This window comes from Brevibacillus sp. IT-7CA2 (assembly GCF_949767855.1).
In the GTDB taxonomy this organism is placed as follows: Bacteria; Bacillota; Bacilli; order Brevibacillales; family Brevibacillaceae; genus Brevibacillus.
Genome location: NZ_CATKQT010000033.1, coordinates 291,385 through 314,167 on the forward strand (window position 1 = coordinate 291,385; position 22,783 = coordinate 314,167).

The window sequence follows — 22,783 nt, forward strand, 5'->3', positions numbered from 1 at the left end:
GTTGGGAGATAGCTTCCCAGCCCGTTTTTTGTTGTGGAAATGGATTAGATACGTGCCATCCCCATCGCTTTTTCAACTTTGTGCAGCGTCTCGTTCGCGACCTTATTCGCTTTGTCTGCCCCGGCAGTCAGGATATCATCCAGCTCAGAGGAGTGGAACAGCTGCTCGAAGCGTTCTTGAATCGGACGGAGTGTTTCTACGACAACTTCTGCCAGCTCGGTTTTGAATGCACCGTAGCCCTTACCCTCGTACATCGCTTCGATCTCATCCAGTGTTTTTCCGGAGCAGAGAGAGTAGATGGTCATGAGGTTAGAGACAGCAGGCTTTTCTGCTTTGTCATAACGCACAACGCTGTCGGAATCCGTTTGCGCGCGCTTGATTTTTTTCGTGATGGTGTCTGCATCATCCAGCATGGAGATGAAGGCGCCTTGGTTTGGATCGGATTTGCTCATTTTCTTGGTGCCTTCAGCAAGGGACATGATGCGTGCGCCAGTCTCCGGCAGGCGAACCTCTGGAATGGTGAAAATGTCGCCATAACGGTTGTTAAAACGAGCGGCTAAATCACGAGTCAGCTCCAGATGTTGCTTCTGGTCCTCGCCCACAGGGACGAAATCAGTGCCGTACAGCAAAATATCAGCAGCCATCAATGGAGGATAAGCCAGCAAACCGCCTGGAATGGATTCGCCGCGTCCATCGGATTTGTCCTTGAATTGGGTCATGCGCTCCAATTCACCCAAGTAAGAGGTACACAGCATGATCCAGCCGAGCTTGGCATGGGCCGGTACTTCCGATTGGACGAACAGTGTCATTTTGTTCGGATCAAGGCCAACGGACAAATAGAGAGCTGCGAGACGACGGATGTTTTCGCGCAGGACAGCAGGCTCTTGTGGAACGGTGATTGCATGCTGGTCTACGATGCAGTAAAAGCAGTTGAACTGATCTTGAAGCGGAACGAAGTGCTTCATTGCGCCCAAGTAGTTGCCGAGTGTCATAATGCCGCTCGGTTGAATGCCGGAAAAGATGGTTTTCATGGGAAAGCTGCTCCTTTCGATGTTAGATGCGAGTTTAAAAAGTTGAGTTCAAAAAGTCGATTTTTTGAACATCCGCTTTAAAATACAAAAAGGTCCATCCGCCCTGGACAGGGACGAATGAACCGTGGTGCCACCCTTGTTATTTTGCGCAAGGAATCATCCATACGCAAAATCTCTTTGATCCGTACCGTTTCTGTGTAAAACAGCTTGATACGGTGTCCATTGTAACGTACGGACGTAACGCCAAAGCCTACTGCCGCCATGAGAGCGGGTTCGGTTTGGAGCTCGGAAGCCCATTCATCATTTCCTTAACACTGATTCGCACCAACCATCAGCTCTCTGAAGTCTCGAAAAATGACTACTCTTCTTCCTCATTGCCATCAAATGATACCCTTTGAGCAAACATTTTACGCACTGTCGAAAGAAAAAGCAAGTAGGTCTTGACAAGAAAATCCAAAAGTTGTAAAAATAACTCAAAAGTTATATAACTGATGAGTTACTTTCGGGGTGAGAAAATGACCAATGACAAATTGTCGAAAGGGGAGTTGAGTCGCAGTCGGTTGCTTGCGGCGGCAGCTTCTGAGTTCGCAGCAAAAGGCTTTCATCGTACACGGGTGAGTGACATCGTGAAAACAGCAGGCTTGACACAGGCGTCGTTTTACCAGTATTTCGACAGCAAGGAAGGCTTGTATCAGCAGTTGACGGACACATTCGTCACCAAGCTATGGGATTTGGCGGATAGCGGTCAAAAGGTAACGGCTTTGACGAAGGCAGATGTTTTCCATCAGGTACGGGAGAATCTGCTCGCTTTGTTCCGATTTTTTCAGGAACAGCCTGACTTGACCCGGATCGTGCTGTATCAGGCAGAAGAGGGCGAAGAGCTGCTTCGTAAGCTGGCGTCAATTGTTGCTGTCAACTTGCGACAAAATCAGACTGCTGGGCACGTCCGTGTTGAGTTGTCTGTAGAGGTGGCGGCAGAGGCAATGATCGCAGTCGTAGACCGTATGACGACACGGTATTTGCTGACGGGCGAGAAAACAGCGGAACAGCTTGCAGACGACGCGGTATCTTTTTTGGCATATGGAATTTTGCAGGCAAACGAATAGGAAGAGGGTGCTTGTATGCTGGAGCTGTCCCATCTGATTTGGCTGTTTTTGGTCGTTTTCATGTTTCATGATTTCGAGGAGATCGTGATGGTAGAAGGTTGGGTGCGAGCAAAAAAAGACATCATTAGACAGACTGTGCCAGAACGGCTTATGAAGATAATAGAGCCTTCACTTTCGATGAACACGGCGCAATTTGCCGTCGCAGTCTCTTGTGTTTTCGCGGTTTTATCGGCAGCTGTCATTCTGACTGTCACGACACTTTCGGCTGGAACGTACCTCCCGTTTTTTCTAGTTTGTTTGCACGTGATGTTTCTCCATGTGTTCATGCATGTTGGTCATACCGTTGTCCTTCGCACGTACACACCTGGTGTGGTGACGGCTGTGGCATTAATTTTACCGTATAGTTTGTACACGTATGATCGATTGCTAGAGGCTGGGCTTGTGACGTGGTCGTTGCTAGGGAGCACGTTGCCGTACAGCTTGTTGATCATACCTGTTTTGTACGTGGCACACCGGATTGGGGAGGCAGCAGGTAAAGTGATCCCCCGATGAGAAAAAGAAAAGGAGTATGTTATCCTAGTAGAGGCTGTTCAAAAAGTCGTTTATGGATCACAGAAGCAGTCCACGAGTAGGAAGAGATTGGTGTGAAAGAGGGAATTTTGTTGAAGCTGCGACTAGGCGTAATAGGCGCGGATGATTCACTTGCCATCATCGAATCAGTCATGCGAGAGTTTCCCGAAATTGAATACTTGCCGATTGTTTATTGGAAAGAAGAAGAAATCCTCGATCTGATCTTGCCGCATGTGGATGAGGTGGATATGTGGCTTTTCTCCGGACAGGTCCCTTATGCCATGGTGAGCGAGTCAGGCAAGGTCCAAGTGCCGATGGCTTATGTGCCTCATCTCGGTGCGAGCTTGTACAGAACCTTGCTTCACCTGTCCCATCAATTGGGAATCCGGGTGGATGAAGTGAGCTTTGATACATTTTCACCAGAAGAACTGGAGCATTTTATGGACGAAGCGGGCATCGCTGGTGGTTACAAATGGCTCAAGCATTACGAGGGAGCGATCTCAGCCGATGAACTGGCAGATTACCACGAACAGCTTTGGAGGGCAGGCAAGACAAAGGTGGCTGTCACCTGCTTGCGGACAGCAGATGTAGAGCTGGCACGGAGAGGTGTCCCTGTACATCGGGTCGTGCCGACACGTGCAGGCGTGATTTCGGTTATTCACATGCTTTTGCGTACGCACGAAATGCTTCACTTCAAAGACACCCAAATTGCCGTGCAGATGATGGAGATCGATCCATTTCGCGAGCTTGCCGGTGGCAACTTTTCCACGGATGAATGGCAAAATGCCGAGATCAAGACGATGGAAAAGCTGTTGCGCTACGCGAAGCATTTGCAAGGCTCACTGAAGACAGCAGGTCCCGGACGCTACGTCATTTTTACAACGCGGGGGAACCTGCAAGAAGTGACCAGTGACTATACGACCATGCCGGATTTGGAAGAGCTGTTTGGCATTCGCGCTGATCTGGTGACGTGCGGAATTGGGATCGGCAAGACCGCTTATGAAGCAGAAATCCACGGTGGCGCGGCTTTGCTGCACGCCAAAGAGCGCGGGACAGGCAACTGGATGGTCTTCTTTGATGACAAAAGCGTCGTAGGACCGCTTGGTCGTGATGAACAGATCACCTATCGGTACGACTCAGAAAAGCTGCAAGAGCTCAGCCAGCTTACCTCTTTAAGTGTCATGACGCTCGCCAAGCTTTACTCCATACTCAAAAAGCGAGGCTCTCAGGAAATTCATGCGACAGAATTAGCTTCATATCTACAAATTCTGCCACGAAGCGCCAGACGAATCCTGATTGAACTGGAGTCAAAGGGACTAGCGCAAGTGATCAGAGAAGAAAACCCACACCCGCGGGGCAGACCACGAAAGGTGTATCGGATCGTATGGCAATCGCAATTGTAATAAATTTACCAATTAATCATTTCTTTCGGGAAATGATTTTTTTGTCGTTAAAAAATTGTTCTCAAATTCACATTTATGACAAATAATAAGAGATGTAAACAACTATGAACTTACATAAAAAACAATATTTTCCAAGGAGGAGTTAACAAGTATGAAAAAATCGGTTTTTGCAGTAACACTCAGCTTCGCATTAGGTACCTCTACCTTCCTGCCGCTTGCTGCGCAGGCAGAATCCGAAAGCATCGTCTATAGCGCTGAGTGGGATACCCCCGAATTTATCGGAGAAGAGTTCGAGGCAGAAGACCTGGATGGCGAAGACAAAGTTTGGGGATTCCTGGAGCAGCACCAAGATTCCTTCCGCATTGACGGAGAAGTGAGAGACCACTTTAAAGTGCTTAATGAAGTGACAGACAAAGAGACAGACATGACTCACTACCGCGTACAAGAAATGTTCGAGGGCATCCCGGTCTATGGTTATCAGCAGACGATTCACGTAAACGAGGATGGAAATGTAACGGCATTCCTCGGAAACTACGCGCCAGACCTGTCAAACAATGATAAGCTGACGAAAAAACCAAAACTCAAGGCAGATAAAGCTGTCAAAGAGGCTATCAAGGATTTGGAAGATGAGATTGACGAAAAAGTGGAGAAGTTCGAGGTGAAGCCAAAAGGGAACCTCTACGTATACATCCACGAAGATGAATCGTACTTGGCTTACGAAGTGGAGCTGAATTTCCTCGATCCGTTGCCAGGGCGTTGGAAGTATTTCATCGATGCAAATTCTGGTGACGTGATCAACAAATACAACATGCTCAAAGATATTACAGGGACGGGTACAGGGGTACTAGGTGATTCCAAATCGTTCGAAGTAACGAAAGTTAGCAATACTAACTATACGGCGAAAGATACGACGCGCGGTAAGGGAATTGAGACGTACAATGCACGGAACAGATATACCCTCCCAGGCACTCTTGGTTCTGATACCGATAACAATTGGACAGATGGTGCACTTGTAGACGCGCATGCTTATGCACAGAAAACCTACGATTACTACAAAAACGCACATAACCGCAACAGCTTTGACAACAAGGGTGCGAAAATGATTTCTACTGTCCATTACGGTAGCAACTACAACAACGCATTCTGGAACGGCGTACAAATGGTATACGGGGATGGAGATGGAAGCGTATTCCGCCCATTGTCTGCTGGCTTGGATGTCGTCGCACATGAATTAACACATGCTGTTACAGAAAAAACAGCCAATCTGATCTATCAAAATGAGTCTGGTGCGTTAAATGAATCCATCTCTGACATTTTCGGGGCAATGATTGACAACGATGATTGGCTCATGGGTGAAGATGTATACACGCCAGGAACGCCTGGAGATGCACTGCGCTCTCTTGAAGATCCAACCATTGCTGGCGATCCTGACCACTACAGCGATCGATACACAGGTCCAAATGACAACGGTGGCGTACACATTAACAGCGGAATCAACAACAAAGCAGCATATCTCCTCGCAGAGGGTGGCACACACTCCGGTGTAACGGTCACAGGCATTGGTCGCGATGACACAGCAAAAATCTACTACTACGCTCTAACAAACTACCTCAATCCAAACTCTAATTTCTCCGCTATGCGACAAGCAGCTATTCAATCCGCAACAGTTCTTTTCGGTGCTAATTCCCAACAAGTAGAATCTGTAAGAGATGCGTATGATGCAATTGGAGTGCAATAATCAAATAAAGTATTTTGTTACACGAAATATTTATCGTACTATTTGAAAAATTGCTTTGCTCCTATTGTGGGGCAAGGCAGTTTTTTGTATGGGTGTAATTGTAATAAATTTACAAAAAGTAGTTTTAAGTATGAAAAAATCTGTTTTTGCAGTAACACTCAGCTTCGCATTAGGTACTTCCACCTTCCTGCCGCTAGCTGCGCAGGCCGCATCCGAAAGCATTGTCTATAGCGCTGAATGGGATACCCCCGAATTTATCGGAGAAGAGTTCGAGGCAGAAGATCTGGATGGCGAAGACAAAGTTTGGGGATTCCTGGAGCAACATCAAGATTCCTTCCGCATTGACGGAGAAGTGAGAGACCACTTTAAAGTGCTTGATGAAGTGACAGACAGAGAGACAGATATGACTCACTACCGCGTACAAGAAATGTACGAAGGTATCCCGGTCTTTGGTTATCAGCAGACGATTCACGTAAACGAGGATGGAAATGTAACGGCGTTTCTCGGTAACTACGCGCCAGACTTGTCCAACAATGATAAGCTGACGAAAAAACCAAAACTGAAGGCAGATAAGGCGGTCAAAGAGGCCATCAAGGATTTGGAGGATGAGATTGACGAAAAAGTGGAGAAGTTCGAGGTGAAGCCAAAAGGGAACCTCTACGTATACATCCACGAAGATGAATCGTACTTGGCTTACGAAGTGGAGCTGAATTTCCTCGATCCGCTGCCAGGGTGTTGGAAGTATTTCATCGATGCACACTCTGGTGATGTGATTAACAAATACAACATGATGAAAGAGATTGCAGGAACGGGTACGGGTGTACTAGGTGACACGAAGTCGTTCGAGGTAACAAAAGTAAGTAATACAAACTATACGGCGAAGGATACGACTCGCGGCAAGGGAATTGAAACATACAATGCACGAAATAGAACCCTCTTGCCAGGAACCCTTGGTTCTGACTCGGATAACAATTGGTCAGATGGAGCACTTGTCGACGCACATGCCTATGCACAGACAACCTACGATTACTTCAAAAACGCACATAACCGCAACAGCTTTGACAACAATGGTGCGAAAATCATTTCCAGTGTTCATTTGATATACGGCGATGGAGATGGAAGCCGATTCCGCCCATTGTCCGCTGCCTTGGATGTCGTTGCTCATGAATTAACTCATGCTGTCACAGAACGAACAGCCAATCTGATGTGTACACATTAACAGCGGTATCAATAACAAAGCGGCATATCTCCTCGCAGAGGGTGGCACGCACTCCGGTGTAACGGTCACAGGTATTGGTCGCAATGACACAGCAAAAATCTACTATTACGCTCTAACAAACTATCTCAATCCAAACTCTAACTTCTCCGCTATGCGACAAGCAGCAATTCAATCCGCAACAGTTCTGTTCGGCGCCAATTCCCAGCAAGTAGAATCTGTAAAAGATGCGTATGATGCAATTGGTGTGCAATAAGCACTAAAATATTTTGTGACACGAAGCTTTCGTCATACTATTAAAAATCGTCTTGCTCCTATTGTGGGGGAAGGCAATTTTTTGTATGTTGGTGGTAATTTACCGCGTGTGTATATGGAGTTAGAAAGGAGAACCCCATGGATCATTTCAAAACCATATTGAGACACCACTATGATATAGACGCTAGCGATGCTTTCCCTCAACAAGGAGGATGGGCGGCGCTAGCTTATAAAGTCATCAGCGACCAGCAGTCCTATTTCTTGAAGGTCTATGAAAAAAGCAGAGCATCTACGCCCAAGTGGACAGCGCTAATCGATAAGTATGTTCCCATTATCCAGTGGCTATCACGTCAGACTAGACTACAAGGCAAACTTCCAGTTCCGCTACTGACTAGAAACGCAGCGTATAAACATGAAGACGACATGGGTATCTATCAACTGTTTGCATATATTGAGGGGAAAACCATTGGGAGCCAAGTGTTAAACTCGATGCAAGTTCGCCAGCTAGCAGAAATCATAGCGGAGTTGCATTTATACGGGGAAGAAATCCCGGTCAGTACGGCTGCCATCCAGGAAGACTTCCGCATCCCATTTGCCGAGCAGTTTAGAGAAATGCTGAACGAAAATATCCACCGCCTGCCTGATGATGTGAATGAAATCGTCAAACCTTTTGCCAACATACTGGCCACTCGCATGAATGATTTGGAGATGATTGCAGAGGAGTTGCGAGGCAGTGAGGTAAAAATGAAGCTTTGCCATACGGACATTCACAACTGGAACCTGATGCAATCTGGTCAACAGCTCATTCTCATAGACTGGGAAGGATTGAGGCTGGCTCCGGTAGAAGCCGATCTGATGTTTCTGGTAGATCAGCCTTTTTTTGAGGAGTTTATGGCTACTTATTTGAAGACACATACAAATTATGTGGTTAATCGACAGGCGCTGGAATTTTATCAAATCCGGCGTAGGTTGGAAGATATATGTGAACTGTTAGAGCAGCTTTTATTTGATGAGCAAGAGGAAGAGGATCGAGTAGAGACGATCGGGCATTTGAAAGGGGAATTGAGTAAGGTTGATAGGAGATTAACATGATTGAAGCTACTTACCTGAAAAGATTATTCCAAAATAGAAGGGAAGATTTACATCTCAGGTTGGGTGATATTGGTGATTTGCTGGAGCATGGAAACCCTAATCGAAAGGACGTTATAGCATTTACAGAGTATGCCTTAGAACTTGCGATTGCAGAAGAGGACTTTGAAGTAAAGGAAAGCTTGTTTTATCTACTTATGAATGCGGTAACATTTCAAGGAGTCGCAAGAAATGTAGAATGGGATTCATTAGCGAGCGTTCTGCCAACACTAGACGACGCTATCCTTGATTATGCATTAACCATTCTTGGTTGTTCAAAAAACCGAAAATTTATAAAAGTAGTGGAGCCGTACTTACATTCCCCTACTGAAAATATTAGGCAAGCTGCCGCAGAAGCTTTGGAGGAAATCAATTATAACGGAGAAGAATGTTAAGGTTTTTGGTGCTTATTGACGAGGTATGCCTCCTTTTCAAAATAGACAGACTATTATACAATTAAGGACATAACCGTTAATCAACCGTTATTGGCTCTGCATAGAAGGAGGAGTGGCGCGTCATGATCAATTCGGATAGATTGTGGGACCGATTGGGACAGCTTGGCAACATTGGGAAGCAAGAGGCGGGCGGCATTACGCGGTTGTCTTTTACGCCTGAGGAACGGGCGGCAAAAGATCTCGTCACAGGCTTTATGAAGGAAGCAGGTCTCACCGTTCGCGAAGATGAGGTTGGTAACTTGATTGGGCGAAAAGAAGGGAAAAATTCGGCCGCTCCTGTCGTTTTGGTTGGCTCGCATATCGACTCCGTACCAAATGGCGGCGATTATGACGGTCCACTTGGCGTACTGGCTGGCGTAGAAGTTTTACAGACGATGCAGGAACAGGGGATCGAAACAGAGCATCCGATCGAGGTCATCGCGTTCACGGATGAAGAAGGAACGCGTTTTGGTTACGGGATGATCGGCAGTCGCGGTATCGCGGGTCTGATCAAGCGTGACGAGCTGGAACAAGCAGACAAGCATGGGGTCACGATTGCCGAAGCAATGCGGCAAACGGGGCTTGATCCGGACCGCACCAGTCTCGCCGCGAGAACTCCCGGAAGTGTGAAAGCGTATGTGGAGCTACATATCGAGCAAGGCAAGGTACTGGAGAGCCGTGGGCTATCTGTCGGGATCGTGACAGGAGTGGCGGGCCCGCTCTGGTTGAATTTCGTGCTAGAGGGAGAAGCCGGTCATGCCGGTGCAACGCCGATGAATTTGCGCCGTGATCCGATGGCAGCCGCCGCTCAAGTGATGCTTGCCATCGAGGAAGAAGCCGGACGGACAGGAACCAGTGTAGGGACGGTTGGAAGGTTGCAAGCTTTCCCAGGCGGAGTGAATGTCATTCCTGGACGAGTCGAGTTTTCGCTTGATTTGCGCGACGTGGACGAAGCGATCCGCGATGAAGTGGAACAGCGCATTTACGAACGGGCAGAAGCGATCTGTGCTGAGCGCAATGTGACGTTGAAAGTAGAACTGCTGCAACGCATCGCTCCTGCTGTATGCTCGGACGATATCCAGCATGCTGTAGCCGAAGCGTGTGAGGCAGAAGGCTTGGAAGCATTTAGACTGCCGAGTGGGGCAGGGCATGATTGCATGCAGCTGGTTGAGCTGTGCCCGGTTGGGATGATTTTCGCTCGATCCAAGGATGGCATTAGCCACAACCCGGCAGAGTTCACGACAAAAGAGGATTGTGCGAACGGAGCGCAAGTACTGTACCGCACCGTTTTATCCTTAGCAAAATAGGCATAAGAGATAGTAAGTGGGGGAGCCACGTAAATCAGGAGGAGAGCGGCATGACAGCAACGGCAGTGGTAACGCTTAATAAGGCGGTCGAGGAAATCAAGGATCAGGTAATTGCGTGGAGACGGTATTTGCACGAGAACCCTGAATTATCCTTCCATGAAGAAAAAACAGCACAGTTTGTATACGAGACACTACTTACCTTTGGCAATCTGGAAGTGTCCAGACCGACGAAAAACAGTGTGATGGCCAGATTGATCGGTTCCCAGCCTGGGAAAGTGCTCGCCATGCGCGCTGACATGGACGCATTGCCGATTACGGAAGAGAATACGTTTGAATTCGTATCGAAAAATCCTGGCGTCATGCATGCGTGCGGACACGACGGACATACTTCCATGCTGCTCGGAACGGCAAAGCTGCTGTCCGGGATGAAGGATCAGATCAAGGGAGAGGTTCGTTTCTTCTTTCAGCACGCGGAGGAAGTATACCCAGGCGGAGCGGAGGAAATGGTACAGGCAGGTGTCATGGACGGCGTAGATATGGTGATTGGTACGCATCTGTGGTCGACGATGGAATTTGGGACAGTGGGTATCTGCCCAGGTCCAATGATGGCAGCTCCTGATACATTTTGGATCACCGTTCTTGGAAAAGGCGGACATGCGGCGCTCCCGCATGAAACGATCGACAGCATCGCGATTGCGGCACAAGTGGTGACCAATCTCCAGCACGTCGTATCCCGCAATGCGGATCCGCTCGATAATCTGGTTCTCTCTGTCACACAATTTGTGGGGGGAACGACACATAACGTCATTCCGGGTGCTGTAGAGATTTGCGGGACAGTCCGCAGCTTTGACAAAAATCTGCGCGAGTCCGTTCCAGGACTCATGGAACGCGTGATCAAAGGCATTACAGAAGCACATGGCGCGGGGTACAAGTTCAAATACGAATTTGGCTATCGCCCGGTTATCAACGATGCCGAAGTGACGAAATTGATGGAAGAGGTTGTCGAAGAATCACTGGGAGCAGAATGGGTAGAGCATATGCGTCCAACGATGGGTGGCGAGGATTTCTCCGCCTTCCAGCAAAAAGCGCCAGGCTGCTTCTTCTACGTCGCTGCCGGAAACAAAGAAAAAGGCATCACATATCCGCACCACCATCCACGCTTTACGATTGACGAGGATGCGCTCGAAGTCGGCGTAAAAATGTTCGTCAACGCGGCGAGAAAAATCGTGATGGAATAGGCAGAATGAAAATGGTAGCGATCATTCTCCATTCATAATCAAAAAGTAAGGCAGCTTGTCAATGTGGCAAGCTGCTTTTTTGCGTTTATCTCCCAAAAGAGCCCACTAATCTGGGACTCAGGTTGTGGTACGCAATGTGTGTTTGGTTGTGTTTATGGTTGTAAAACTGTGTATTTAATTTAGAATTCATTGTTTTTTCTTTTGATTTTAATAAACCCTCAACACTGTAGCTATAAAATGAATTCAAGCAGACCTGAATTCTTTCTAAGTGATAGGGATCGGGGCAGAAAAGGGAGGCTTGATCATTACGTAAACAAGTGATGAAGCAAATCAAGGCGATGAAAAGAAAATGAATTGAGATCCGAGGAGGAGAGACACCATGAAAAAAATTCTGAACCAAAAAGGACTTGCTGCCCTTTTAACAGCTACAACTCTCGTTACCGGTGGGGTCATCGTACAAGCTCCATTTCTGAATTCGTCAGTTTATGCGGCGGCAGAGGCGGCGAAAGAACTCTCATCTGAAAAGCAACTCTATCGTTTCCTGTTTGAGAATAGCATAGAGGATAGCTCAGAATCTCACCATCCTGTGCAAGTGTCCGGAACACCAACGTTCGTGGAAGGACGTGTAGGATTGGGGAAATCCATTCATTTCCAGTCAACCTCAAAAGACAATGCAACCTGGATAGATTTAGGTGAAAATGACGAGATGAAGTTTGGGGAAACACAAGATTTCACCATTGCCTTCTGGGTGAAATCTCCTGGCGTTGATGCTGATCCTGGCATTATCTCCAATAAAAACTGGTCAAGCGGTGGTAACGTGGGGTGGTTCATCGGACTACAAGGTTCTACATTAAAGTGGAATTGGCGCACATCCGACAGCTCCCGTCTCGATGCAACGATTCCAAACATTGCGGATAATGCATGGCACTATGTCGTCGTTTCTCATGATCGGGATGAACTGGCAACGATCTACGTCGACGGTAAAGTAGCAAAAACAATCGATATCAGCCAATCCAAGGGAACAATCGACACTAGCTTCACTACCAAGATTGGAGTAGATGGCGCTGGAAACCATTTTGGAAGCCGCTATGACGTGCAGTTGGACCAGTTGCAGATTCTGAGTCGCACCGTTACAGATAAAGAAGTAGCTGATAGTTACGCAAGTGCTCCGAAAATTCGAGTGAAGAGCGTTTCATTGGATCAGAAGGAGCTCGAATTGAAAGCTGGAGCAACGATGCCTGTTACAGTTGTGATCTCCCCGAAAGAAGCGTCCGTTCAGGATGTCAGATGGAGTTCCAACAACAAAGAGGTCGCGAAGGTCGGAATGGTCAATGGACGCCCAACTGTTATAGCAGGCAAGCCGGGCAAAGCAAAAATCACAGTGAAAACTGTCGATGGAGGCAAAACGGCGAAAGCTGAAGTAACCGTTACGAATTCGATTGACGTATCGGGAGACGGACTCCTAACCGAGGAAGATTTGAACGTCATCTTGAAAAACCAGCGAAGCCGCACTGGTGACTGGCGTTGGGAAAAAGCGCAACACGCGGATATCAACAATGACAATAAAGTGGACAAAGCCGATGTGGAGATGATGAAAGAAAAGCTGGCTCCTTATGAGAACGATTTCCTTTACAGACGTGTCGTGGTTATCGGCATCGATGGTGCAGGGAATGCAGTCAAAGATCCGGAAGCAAAAGCGACGAATATCTTGAAACTGATCGAAGAAGGTGCAGGAACATTTGAAGCCAAAGCAGAGTTGCCCACGATCAGTGCGCAAAACTGGGGATCTATCCTGCACGGCGTCACTCCTGACAAGCATCAATTGACAAACGATATCGTAGCGGCTACTCCTTATCCGGAGAAAAACGCGTATCCTTCCTATTTGAAGCTGTTGAAACAAGAGCGTCCTAAGCTCCAGCAAGCTTCCTTCGCTACATGGAGCCCGATTAATATCGGTATCATTGAAGATTCAGCAGGTTCTTACAAGCAAAACAGCGGGTCGGATGAAGAGACTGCGAAAAAAGTGGTCGATTATATCAAAAAAGAGGGTGAAAATACTCGTAACATTTTCGTTCATTTAGATGAAGTGGACGGGGCTGGCCACAATCATGGCTATTTCACACCGGCATTTTATAAGAAGCTCCAAAAAGCAGATGAGTATGTAGGTAATATTCTCGAGGCAATTGAAGAGGAAGGATTGATGGAGGATAGCTTGATTATCATTACGACTGACCACGGTGGGAAAGGAACAGGGCATGGGGGTTCTTCACCGGGAGAACAGACTATTTTCTGGGCGGCAAAAGGTGGCTCCATTACGCCTGGTACAGAGCTATCAGGGGTAGGAAACATGGACACTGCCGCCGTAGTAGCCCATGCGCTTCGGTTGGAATTGCCTGTAAATTGGGATGCTAAAATTCCAGAAGGGTTGTTTCAAGACAATAAGTAAAAAGACCAGTTATTCCTTATTCCACCATGGTGTAATAGGGGATAACTTTTTTCTTTCTAGCTAGTGACAACGCAACTAGTACAGACGAATCAGCTTTTGCCAAAAGGAAGTTTTTCTACTCGCGTCCTTGATCTTTGCCAACTCGATTTTGGCATCCATAATGTCATTCATTGCCTTGGTCAAGCGGCGATCACGTTCCTTCAGGTTATTGGTAATATAGGTTTCCTGCTTTTCTACACGCGCTAACAGCGCTAAGTACGCGGCGTCTTGTTGCTGGACATGAGAAGCCAAGGCATGCAGCTTTTCATCCAGCTCTTCAAGGGCAGTGGTATGGTTCAAAGCCGGATGTGAGGAAACAGGGGGGAATGCAACCGCAACGGCCGTTTCCTTTCGGGCAGGTTCAGGTGAGCTTTGCGTAGCAACCATTCGGGCAGCTTCATCTTGCGGAATGAGTTGATCCTTGGTTAAGCTATAGAACCGCTGAAGACACGTAATATCTACCTGCCTGTACTCCCGACGATTCTGACTATCCCGTAAAAACCAGTAGCCGTGCTGTTCTAAGAGCATGCTCCACTTGCGCAAGGTGCTCGCCCCAATACCTAACAGACCCGCAACATCTTTGCCACTGTATGTTCTCTCCCGTGCCAATAATTCGATAACCTCTCCCATGGAAATCCCTCCTCTTCAAAAGTCCGCTCATCTCTTGCTATACCGTTTCTGTATGTGAAAATGGTTTTCCTTGTGGAATCGTGCGACAAAATCTCACAGTGTTCGTAAACGGAGGGCTGTTTTGACGTCAATTTGTCACCAGACGACAAAGTTGGTAAGAGAGTGTAGAGCAAAATGAGGACAAATGACGGACGGGTACAAGTACATTTTCTCTTTGACTCCGCTTTTGCTCAGTAGGGCTATGCCAAATGTTCATAGGATGCATGAGAAGGAGGGATTAACCATGGGATTTAAAGACCAAGTAAAAAAATTCGAAGGTAGAAATGTTAGGGTTGCCACAGTAGACGGCACTTTTTTCGGCCGTCTGGTACAAGTAAAATCGACCACCATTATTTTGGAAGAGCGCAATGGTAATCGCCGCACCATTATTCGTGATTCGAAAATTGTTGCTGTTACAGAGCATGACGGCGACGATTGCTAAGTACTGATTGTAGAAAATTAGGATTTGTTTCTCAGGCTGTCGAGTGATCGACGGCCTTTCCTATTCTTTACACCCTGTGGCATGGTAACATAAAAGGGACTGAAAAAACGCTGCTAATAGAGGGGGTACCACTATGTTGGATATTCGGTTTCACGGACATTCTTCCGTGCAGGTAACAAGTGAAGGGCATTCGATCATGATTGATCCATTTATTTCAGGAAGCCCAGTGGCAGCAACCAAGCTGGAAGACATCTCTGTGCAATACATCCTTCTGACACATGGACACCAAGATCATATTCTGGATGCGGTAGAGTTGGCCAAGAAAAACGATGCGACAATCGTTGCAACCCATGAGCTTGCTACCTATTTGAGCTGGCAGGGAGTCAAGACCATCTCGATGAATCTGGGAGGCTCTGTCAAACTGCCATTTGGAAAAGTGAAAATGACACAGGCGTTCCACAGCTCTGGTGTCGTGCTGGATGATGAGAAACAAATCGTGTACATGGGAATGCCAGGGGGTTTTGTGATCGAACTGGGTGGAAAAACGATCTATCACGCAGGGGATACAGGACTGTTCGGTGACATGAAGCTGATCGGAGAGCGTCATAACATCGATTTGGCGTTCCTGCCGATTGGAGATGTGTTCACAATGGGACCTGAGGATGCACTCGTGGCTGCCGAGTGGGTACAAGCCGATATTGTTGTGCCCATTCATTACGATACATTCCCGCCGATCAAACAGGATGGGGAAGCATTCGTAGCCGAGCTTGCTGAGAAAGACATCAGAGGCAAGGCATTGAAGCCAGGAGAGACATTGCGTTTGCCATAACTCGATATAGATACATAGAACCGCTAATCTAGGAGGATGAGATTAGCGGTTTTTTTATGGAGTTGCTATGTATGTGGCTGCGGTGGGGAGAAGAATATTTCCAGTCTAGGCTCCAGGCTCCGTCCCGCGGGGAGGCTGGACTGCCCGCTCCGAAGGGATTTGCGGGGAAACGCAAAAGTGGTAGCCGCTTCGTCGCGAGGGCACGTTGCGTTTCTGTTGCCCGCAAATCCCTTCTCCGCTTGGTAGGACTCCACAAGTCGCTACGACTGGAAATATTCTTATCTAACGTAACTGAGCACATTCTTCAATCTTTTAAGGCATCTAAGATCCGTTTAACACGGAAAGCTCGTAGAGGAAACAGGAGAAATAAGCGAAGATCTTTGGTACACCGACCGAGGCGCAATGAAAAAAAGAGAAACAAGCTCTTAGCGTCCACCTCTGAGACGCCCCCTGAATGGACGACTTTGGACGCGGGTTTCGCTTTTTTTCATGGAGCCGGGCAGTCAATCCCCCAGCGGGTGGGACAAGAAGCTGAGCGTTTTCTCCTGTTTCCTCCCAGGCACTACGGCAACGTACCAGTTTTTTTTCCCATACCAAAAAGAAATCTCTGAAACTAGCATGAAAACAGAAGGACCACTCATAGATATAGAAGAGAAAGAAGAGGAAAGGAGTGACTGCCTGGATGAGATTGGTGCACAATATTCTTCTATTTCTGGCGGGAGTGGTCCTCTATTCACTAGGTGGTCTTGCATTTCCAGACGGTGGGGCCTGGTATGATTCCCTTGCCAAGCCCAATGGAACACCGCCAATCTACTTGTTTCGTATCATCTGGCTCATTTTATATGCACTCATAGCATGGTCGTTACTGATCTTGATTCGAACGAGGCAGATAGACCGCGAGCATTTGCTTCTATATGGAATCAATTGGTTTTTTCATCAACTTTTTTTCGTGTTGTTTATCGGTTATCAACTGCTCGTATTGGCTGCGCTGGATACCATTCTGGTGATGTATTCGACATGGGTACTCATTCGCGCCATTCGTCCCCACCACAAAATCGCATCCTCACTGCTCATTCCCTCTTTCATGTGGAGCGTGTTTGCGATGTGTCTCGCGATTGGATTCTGCCTGCTCAACCTGTGAGCACAATAGCAATTACAGACCATCGACGAGTCGGCTGGCTCGTGATGTCGCTTCTCTCTTTATTTCCTCCCAATGGAGGGTTTGGAATTGGCGCTGATGCATCAAAATTTCTCCGTTCACAATGGTTGTATCCACATCGGCTCCCGTCGCGCTGTATGCAAGCAGGGCAGGGATGTCATGGACAGGCTGCAGGTGCGGTTTATCCAGATCGATCAGGATGAGGTCAGCTCTTTTCCCAGCTTCCAGAGTTCCGACTTCGTGATCGATCGCAAGCAGTTTTGCACTTTCGATGGTAGCCATGCGCAAGGCTGCTTCGGCAGGCAGTACCGTCGGATCGCCGTGCTTGAGCTTTTGCATCCAAGTTGCGGCTTTGATCTCGGCAAACATATCGAGAGTCGTAGCACTGCCAGCACCATCTGTTCCCATCCCGACAGTGACCCCAGCCTCGATCAGCTCTCTGACAGGGGAGATGCCGCAGCCGAGCTTCAAATTGCTGACAGGATTATGTGCGACGCCGCCTCTCATCCCGCGAAGAAGTGCGACATCGGATTCATTCAAATGAACAGCATGCGCGAGCAAGACGTGCGTATCGTGGAACATACCCAGTTCATGCAAATACTCCGTGGGAGTCTGATTGTACTTGGTCCGGATTTTCTTTCCTTCCTCAATCGTTTCAGCCAGATGGATGTGGAGCGGGATCTGGCGCTCGCGGGCAAGCTCGATGACTCCTTGCAGAGGCTTCGGCGGGCACGTATAAGGAGCGTGCGGACCGAGCATCGTCGTGATTCTGCCATCGCCAGCCCCCGTCCAGTTGTCGATGAGGTCTAAGGCTTCGGTCATTCGTCGTCCACCGTCATCCTCGAAAAAGACCATGCCGCGAGTCAAGGAAGCGCGTATCCCGGAATCAAGTACCGCTTGCGCAACAGCATCCATATGCACGTACATATCGGCAAAAGCGGTCGTGCCAGAAGCGATCATTTCTGCGATCCCCAGTGTCGTTCCCCAGTAGACATCTTCTCTTGTCATCCGAGCTTCAGCCGGGAGCATCTTTTTGTCCAACCAATCCATCAGCTTGAGGTCATCGGAAAAAGCACGCAGCAAGGACATGCTGGCATGGTTGTGCGCGTTGATGAGACCGGGCATCGCTACTTTATTTTTAGCCAGTATGACACGGTCTGCTTCCTCTTCAAGGGATGGTCCGATTTTGGCGATTCGACCATCCACGATCCAAATATCCCCGAGAAATGGCTTCTCTCCCTCAACCATCGTCAATATCATGCAGTCTTTAATCAGTAACGTTTTCATGGGAAATTCCTCCTTTTTATTCCTGTTAGCGATGCAAGCGTAAGGCTTGACGCCGCGAGAAAGTCAAGGAGGGAATTTTTAGAAAAAGAGAGAACAAAATCAGAAGTGTTGTGCTGAGCTTCGTGATTTTGAAATATTGTTTATTAGATAACAATTGACGAGAGAAATAATGCTACATAAAATGTAGATAAGATTTGGGGGAAGAAAGCGATGTCACATATGTTAAATGGAGGGCTTGTCAGCCTACAAGCAATCTTGGATCAATTGAAGCCTTCGGAGCGAAAAGTCGCTGATTATATCCTGGCTCACCCGGAAGATGTCGTGAAGCTATCTGTCCAAAAACTGGCAGAATTTAGTGGGGTTTCTGAGGCGACGATTATCCGTTTGGCTCGCTCTCTTAATATGAAGGGATATCAGGAGCTAAAGCTGCGCGTCGCGGGAGATTTGACGAAACAGACGGCGATAGGCAGCTATCAGGAGATTATGATGGAGGGTTCAGTTGAATCGATTATGCAAGCGGTCAGCTGGAACAATATTCAATCCATCCAGGATACGCTCTCCGTCTTGTCCAACGAAGAAGTAAAGAAAGCAGTCGACGTGCTGTCGGTAGCCAGGAAGATCGATGTCTACGGCGTCGGTGCATCGGCAGTCATTGCTGACGATATCCGGCAAAAATTTTCGCGGATTAACTTGTGGTGTGAGGCTTATTCGGATTTTCACGCACAATTGACGTCGGCAGTCACTTTAACGGAAAAAGACGTGGTCATCGGTATATCTTATTCAGGACAGACCGAAGACATTATTCAATCGTTGACGGAGGCCAAGCAGCAGGGAGCGACCATCATTACCCTGACCAAATTCGGCCCCTCGCCAGTAGCCGAACTAGCCAACATCCGGCTGTTCACCAGCTCGGTCGAAAAAAGCATTCGCAGTGGAGCCATGGCTTCACGCATTGCTCAATTGAACGTCATCGATATTTTGTTTATTACCATGATCAGCAGGATGCAAGAGCAAGTCATACCCCTGTTGGAAAAATCAAGGCTTGCTGTCAGTCGAACGAAACGCTCATCGACGTAGGAGAAGGGAGGGAAGACATGGACGATCTGGAGCTGCTATTGCAAGGATGGGTGGACAACGGTTTGCTGCCGGGAGCTGCCTTGCGAATCGTACGTGATCGTCGTATCTGGTATGCGTGTGATGTCGGAACGACGAGTATCACCAAAGACCAGCGGGTGACGCCGGATACCATGTTTGACCTGGCGTCGCTCACCAAAGTGACAGCGACGCTGCCTGCTATCCTCTTGCTCGTGCAGGAGGGAGTGGTAGCGCTAGATGATCAGATTGGTCGATTTTTTCCCGATTGTCCCGCTGATAAAAAGCGGATCACGCTCGCGCAGCTGCTTGCGCATACCTCAGGAATGCCGGCAGATTTGGCAGAGAGAAGGCGCGATAGCGAAATCGATTTGCCAGAGTTGTTGTATGCGCAAGAATTGATTCACGAGCCAGGGGCCCAGGTAGTTTACAGTGATTTGGGCATGATCTGGTTGGGCCTCGTTATCGAGCAAGTAACCGGAGAGCGCTTGGACCAGTTTGTTACTCGCCGCATCTTCACCCCATTGGGCATGGTACATACCGTCTACTGTCCGAATCGACAAATTTATCGGAATATTGCGTCTTCTGAATATTGTAGCCTCACCAACGCCTACATTACAGGCGAGGTTCATGATGAGAAAGCATTTGCGATGGGAGGGATTGCCGGACATGCTGGACTATTTTCAACAGCTGACGATTTGTGCCGATACGCGATGAGCTGGTTGTACCAAGATTCGCGAATACTTGCGAGCGAATGGTACGAACTGGCGATTCGCAATCATACAGAACAAGCAGGGGGGAGTAGAGGGTATGGCTGGGAGCTCAATCAAGCGTCCACCACCTTGAGCTGTGGAAGCGGCTTGCATCGTAAGAGCTTCGGGCATACGGGCTTTACTGGAACCAGTATGTGGATCGACCCGGAGCAACAGTTTGCTGTCATCTTTCTCACTAACGCCGTTCATCTAGGCCGCAATCATCAGCTTCGGCAATTACGACCGATTTTGCACGATGCTGTTACGGCCCAGCTTTTGCAGACCTAAGGGAAGAAAAAGGGGAGGGTTTCGCATGAAGCAATTTCGTTTTCGCTATGTAGCTTCAATCGTGTTGGCTGCGGTTATGGTAGTGACAGGATGTAGCAGTGGAGGAACCGAAACACCGTCTGGCGGCGGGCAGGGTGGAGGACAGCAGGTAACACTCTCGATGCATAGCTGGCGTGTAGAAGACACAGAGGGCTACAAAGCCATCATCAAGGCTTTTGAGGCAGACAATCCGAATATCAAGATCGACTTCAAACCATTCAAAGCAACGGAGTACAATACCATCCTAAACACGGCGCTCCAAAGCGACAGTGGTCCAGATATTTTGCAGCTGCGTCCCTATGCTCCGGGGATTACCCTGGCTGAAGCTGGACATCTGGAGCCTCTCGACAATGTGCCAGGCCTATCTACCATACCAAAAGACGTTCTCGCAGCGGCTACAGGTAAAGATGGTAAAGTCTACGGTGTCCCACTATCCCTGAACTCCACGCAATTTTACTACAACAAGAAAATCTTCGAGCAAAACGGACTCCAGGCACCGAAAAGCTGGGATGAGCTGATCGCGACAGCCAAAACATTGAAAGAGAAAGGAATCGTCCCGATCTCTTTCGGAGCAAAGGAAGGCTGGCTTCTCTCTCTCAGTCATGGTGTGATTGCTCCAGCTAGCTACAGCGGAACGGACTATCTCGACAAGCTGCTAAAAGGAGAAAGTGACCTGAAAAGCGCCGAGTTCCTCCAATCCGTGCAGCGTATGCAAGAACTTATCCCTTATTTCCCGGAAAATTATGTAGGTCTCGAATTGAATGATATGCGGACGTTGTTCGCCACGGAAAAAGCAGCGATGTTCATCAATGGCAGCTTTGAACTGGAAGGAATCAAAAAGCTCAACCCCGATTTGCCACTTGATTTCTTCCCGATGCCAACCGATGACGGAAAACAAGTCCTGACAACCTGGGTCGATGGTTCCTATGCCGTCAATGCCAAGTCCAAACACAAAGCAGAGGCATTGAAGTTCATGGAATTCATGGCGACGAAAAAGTTCGGGGAGCTATTCGCGAATCAGTTCAAACGAATCAGCGCGGTGCCAGGTGTATCGACAGACGATCCGTTGGTAAACAAGATGGCAGAGCTGTCCCAATCAAGCGCCACACCTTATTTGATGGTCGTCAACTTCGCGGAAGGAAAACCGACCACGAAGCAAACATTGGAAAACGCCCTCCAAGGCATGTATTTAGGCAAGCTCACCCCTGAGCAAGTCGTAGAAGAAGTACAAAAGTCGGCGGCTACCTGGTTTCCTCCCTTTAAAAAGTAGAAAATAGCAGACGGAAAAAGGGGAGTGGACCCGAGGTGGGTTCACTCCCGGCTTCCGAACAGGCCGCGATGATTTTCGTAAAAAAGGGGTGGGTATCATCGAGAGACAGACGGTAAACTGGAAAAGCATTCGAACAAAGGGGCAAGTGCGCTGGCTGATTCACTTGTTTCCGCTGCCCGCGCTTGTTATTTATACGTTGTTTGTCGTGTACCCGATCTTTTCGGCATTCTTATATAGCTTGTACGACTGGAATGGCATCAAGCGCGGGGTTTTTGTCGGACTGCAAAATTTCATAACGCTGTTTACGGTAGAGCCCTTCAACGAAATGTTCTGGAATGCTTTTCGGCATAACGTCTTCTACTTTGTAATCGAAATGATTGTGCAAAATGGGATCGCTTTCGGACTGGCTTTTCTCATTTATCGCAAAATACGAGGTTCCGGGTTTCTCAAGATCGCTTATTTCATGCCAAGGCTGTTGTCTGTTATTGTTATTGGGTTTTTATGGAAGTTAATACTAAATCCGAATTACGGGGCACTCAATACCATTTTGGCAAATATTGGTCTGGGAGAATGGGCCAGACCATGGCTCGGTGACCCGGATACAGCGCTTCTCGCGATTATTTTGATTAACTGCTGGTTTGGCATAGGCTTTGCCATGCTGATCTTTTTGGCGGGACTTCAGTCGATCCCGGAGGATTTGATCGAGGCGGCGAGGTTGGATGGGGCAACAGGCTGGCGGATGCTGTGGAAAATGATTTTGCCACTGTGTATGCCAGCAATCACGATTATGACGATATTTACATTCATTCAGGCGTTTGAAGCGTTCGAGCTCGTCTACGCCATGCAAGGCTCGATGGGTGAGCCGTTTTATTCGACGGATACGCTGGCTGTTTACTTTTATCGTATGGCGTTTAGCAGCGGAGCTGGGGATGTCACACTTGGACTCGGCTCGGCATTGGCTGTCGTGTTGTTTTTCATCGTCGGATCTGTGTCGGCGCTGTCACTCTATTTGATGAGGAAACGAGAAGTCCAACACTAGTTGCGT

The 22,783-nt window shown here is 48.0% G+C and carries 19 protein-coding genes, 1 pseudogene and 1 other annotated feature; of the genes and pseudogenes, 17 read left to right on the forward strand and 3 right to left on the reverse strand.

The annotated features are described in order from the left end of the window. Positions 1-44: 44 nt before the first annotated feature. Positions 45-1,031, reverse strand: a complete 987-nt coding sequence (trpS, locus tag ACM6JA_RS18015; protein ID WP_414853429.1) for a tryptophan--tRNA ligase — start codon at positions 1,029-1,031, stop codon at positions 45-47. Positions 1,032-1,137: 106 nt separating this feature from the next. Next, positions 1,138-1,415: a binding site (T-box leader), on the reverse strand. 107 nt (positions 1,416-1,522) lie between these two features. On the opposite strand from trpS, the gene ACM6JA_RS18020 reads away from it, so the two are divergent. The 10 genes and pseudogenes from ACM6JA_RS18020 (at position 1,523) to ACM6JA_RS18065 (ending at position 13,872) form a co-directional block, all read left to right on the forward strand. Continuing rightward, a complete protein-coding gene (locus ACM6JA_RS18020) occupies positions 1,523-2,137 on the forward strand; it encodes a TetR/AcrR family transcriptional regulator (RefSeq protein ID WP_414853430.1) in 615 nt (204 codons plus the stop codon). Between the two features lie 15 nt (positions 2,138-2,152). After that, on the forward strand, positions 2,153-2,689 hold the full coding sequence (locus tag ACM6JA_RS18025) for an HXXEE domain-containing protein (protein ID WP_414853431.1): 537 nt from the start codon (positions 2,153-2,155) through the stop codon (positions 2,687-2,689). A gap of 92 nt (positions 2,690-2,781) precedes the next feature. After that, positions 2,782-4,110: an ArsR family transcriptional regulator gene (locus ACM6JA_RS18030; protein WP_414853432.1), complete on the forward strand. Its 1,329-nt coding sequence runs from the start codon at positions 2,782-2,784 to the stop codon at positions 4,108-4,110. 151 nt (positions 4,111-4,261) lie between these two features. Beyond that, positions 4,262-5,848, forward strand: a complete 1,587-nt coding sequence (locus ACM6JA_RS18035) for a M4 family metallopeptidase (protein WP_414853433.1) — start codon at positions 4,262-4,264, stop codon at positions 5,846-5,848. A 130-nt stretch (positions 5,849-5,978) separates the two neighbouring features. Further along, positions 5,979-7,320: pseudogene (locus ACM6JA_RS18040) on the forward strand (M4 family metallopeptidase). A 137-nt stretch (positions 7,321-7,457) separates the two neighbouring features. Beyond that, on the forward strand, positions 7,458-8,411 hold the full coding sequence (locus ACM6JA_RS18045) for an aminoglycoside phosphotransferase family protein (RefSeq protein WP_414853434.1): 954 nt from the start codon (positions 7,458-7,460) through the stop codon (positions 8,409-8,411). Further along, entirely contained in the window at positions 8,408-8,842 is a 435-nt protein-coding gene (locus ACM6JA_RS18050; RefSeq protein WP_414853435.1) for a hypothetical protein, read from the forward strand. Before ACM6JA_RS18045 ends, ACM6JA_RS18050 begins: the two co-directional genes overlap by 4 nt. Positions 8,843-8,964: 122 nt before the next feature. Continuing rightward, entirely contained in the window at positions 8,965-10,188 is a 1,224-nt protein-coding gene (locus ACM6JA_RS18055; protein WP_414853436.1) for a Zn-dependent hydrolase, read from the forward strand. Between the two features lie 50 nt (positions 10,189-10,238). Then, a complete protein-coding gene (locus tag ACM6JA_RS18060) occupies positions 10,239-11,426 on the forward strand; it encodes a M20 family metallopeptidase (RefSeq protein WP_414853437.1) in 1,188 nt (395 codons plus the stop codon). A gap of 379 nt (positions 11,427-11,805) precedes the next feature. Beyond that, positions 11,806-13,872, forward strand: a complete 2,067-nt coding sequence (locus ACM6JA_RS18065; protein WP_414853438.1) for an alkaline phosphatase family protein — start codon at positions 11,806-11,808, stop codon at positions 13,870-13,872. Between the two features lie 75 nt (positions 13,873-13,947). Here ACM6JA_RS18065 and ACM6JA_RS18070 read toward each other — a convergent pair whose 3' ends face one another. Further along, positions 13,948-14,541, reverse strand: a complete 594-nt coding sequence (locus ACM6JA_RS18070; protein WP_414853439.1) for a hypothetical protein — start codon at positions 14,539-14,541, stop codon at positions 13,948-13,950. A gap of 283 nt (positions 14,542-14,824) precedes the next feature. On the opposite strand from ACM6JA_RS18070, the gene ACM6JA_RS18075 reads away from it, so the two are divergent. The 3 genes from ACM6JA_RS18075 (at position 14,825) to ACM6JA_RS18085 (ending at position 16,992) form a co-directional block, all read left to right on the forward strand. Further along, entirely contained in the window at positions 14,825-15,022 is a 198-nt protein-coding gene (locus ACM6JA_RS18075) for a hypothetical protein (RefSeq protein ID WP_414853440.1), read from the forward strand. Positions 15,023-15,155: 133 nt separating this feature from the next. Further along, positions 15,156-15,851: a metal-dependent hydrolase gene (locus ACM6JA_RS18080; RefSeq protein WP_414853441.1), complete on the forward strand. Its 696-nt coding sequence runs from the start codon at positions 15,156-15,158 to the stop codon at positions 15,849-15,851. A 682-nt stretch (positions 15,852-16,533) separates the two neighbouring features. Continuing rightward, a complete protein-coding gene (locus ACM6JA_RS18085; RefSeq protein WP_414853442.1) occupies positions 16,534-16,992 on the forward strand; it encodes a TspO/MBR family protein in 459 nt (152 codons plus the stop codon). A gap of 12 nt (positions 16,993-17,004) precedes the next feature. On the opposite strand, the gene ACM6JA_RS18090 is transcribed toward ACM6JA_RS18085, so the two are convergent. After that, the gene (locus ACM6JA_RS18090) at positions 17,005-18,297 is read right to left on the reverse strand and encodes an amidohydrolase (protein WP_414853443.1); all 1,293 of its coding nucleotides are present in this window, start codon (positions 18,295-18,297) and stop codon (positions 17,005-17,007) included. Between the two features lie 210 nt (positions 18,298-18,507). Here ACM6JA_RS18090 and ACM6JA_RS18095 point away from each other — a divergent pair, with 210 nt between their 5' ends. From ACM6JA_RS18095 to ACM6JA_RS18110, 4 genes are all read left to right on the forward strand, one after another. Then, entirely contained in the window at positions 18,508-19,374 is an 867-nt protein-coding gene (locus tag ACM6JA_RS18095) for a MurR/RpiR family transcriptional regulator (protein WP_414853444.1), read from the forward strand. A gap of 17 nt (positions 19,375-19,391) precedes the next feature. Then, positions 19,392-20,429, forward strand: coding sequence for a serine hydrolase domain-containing protein (locus tag ACM6JA_RS18100; protein ID WP_414853445.1), 1,038 nt, complete (start codon positions 19,392-19,394; stop codon positions 20,427-20,429). 25 nt (positions 20,430-20,454) lie between these two features. Beyond that, positions 20,455-21,738 (forward strand): ABC transporter substrate-binding protein, encoded by a 1,284-nt coding sequence (locus ACM6JA_RS18105; protein WP_414853446.1) that lies wholly within the window; start codon positions 20,455-20,457, stop codon positions 21,736-21,738. 88 nt (positions 21,739-21,826) lie between these two features. Continuing rightward, positions 21,827-22,777, forward strand: a complete 951-nt coding sequence (locus ACM6JA_RS18110; RefSeq protein WP_414853447.1) for a carbohydrate ABC transporter permease — start codon at positions 21,827-21,829, stop codon at positions 22,775-22,777. Positions 22,778-22,783: the final 6 nt, after the last annotated feature.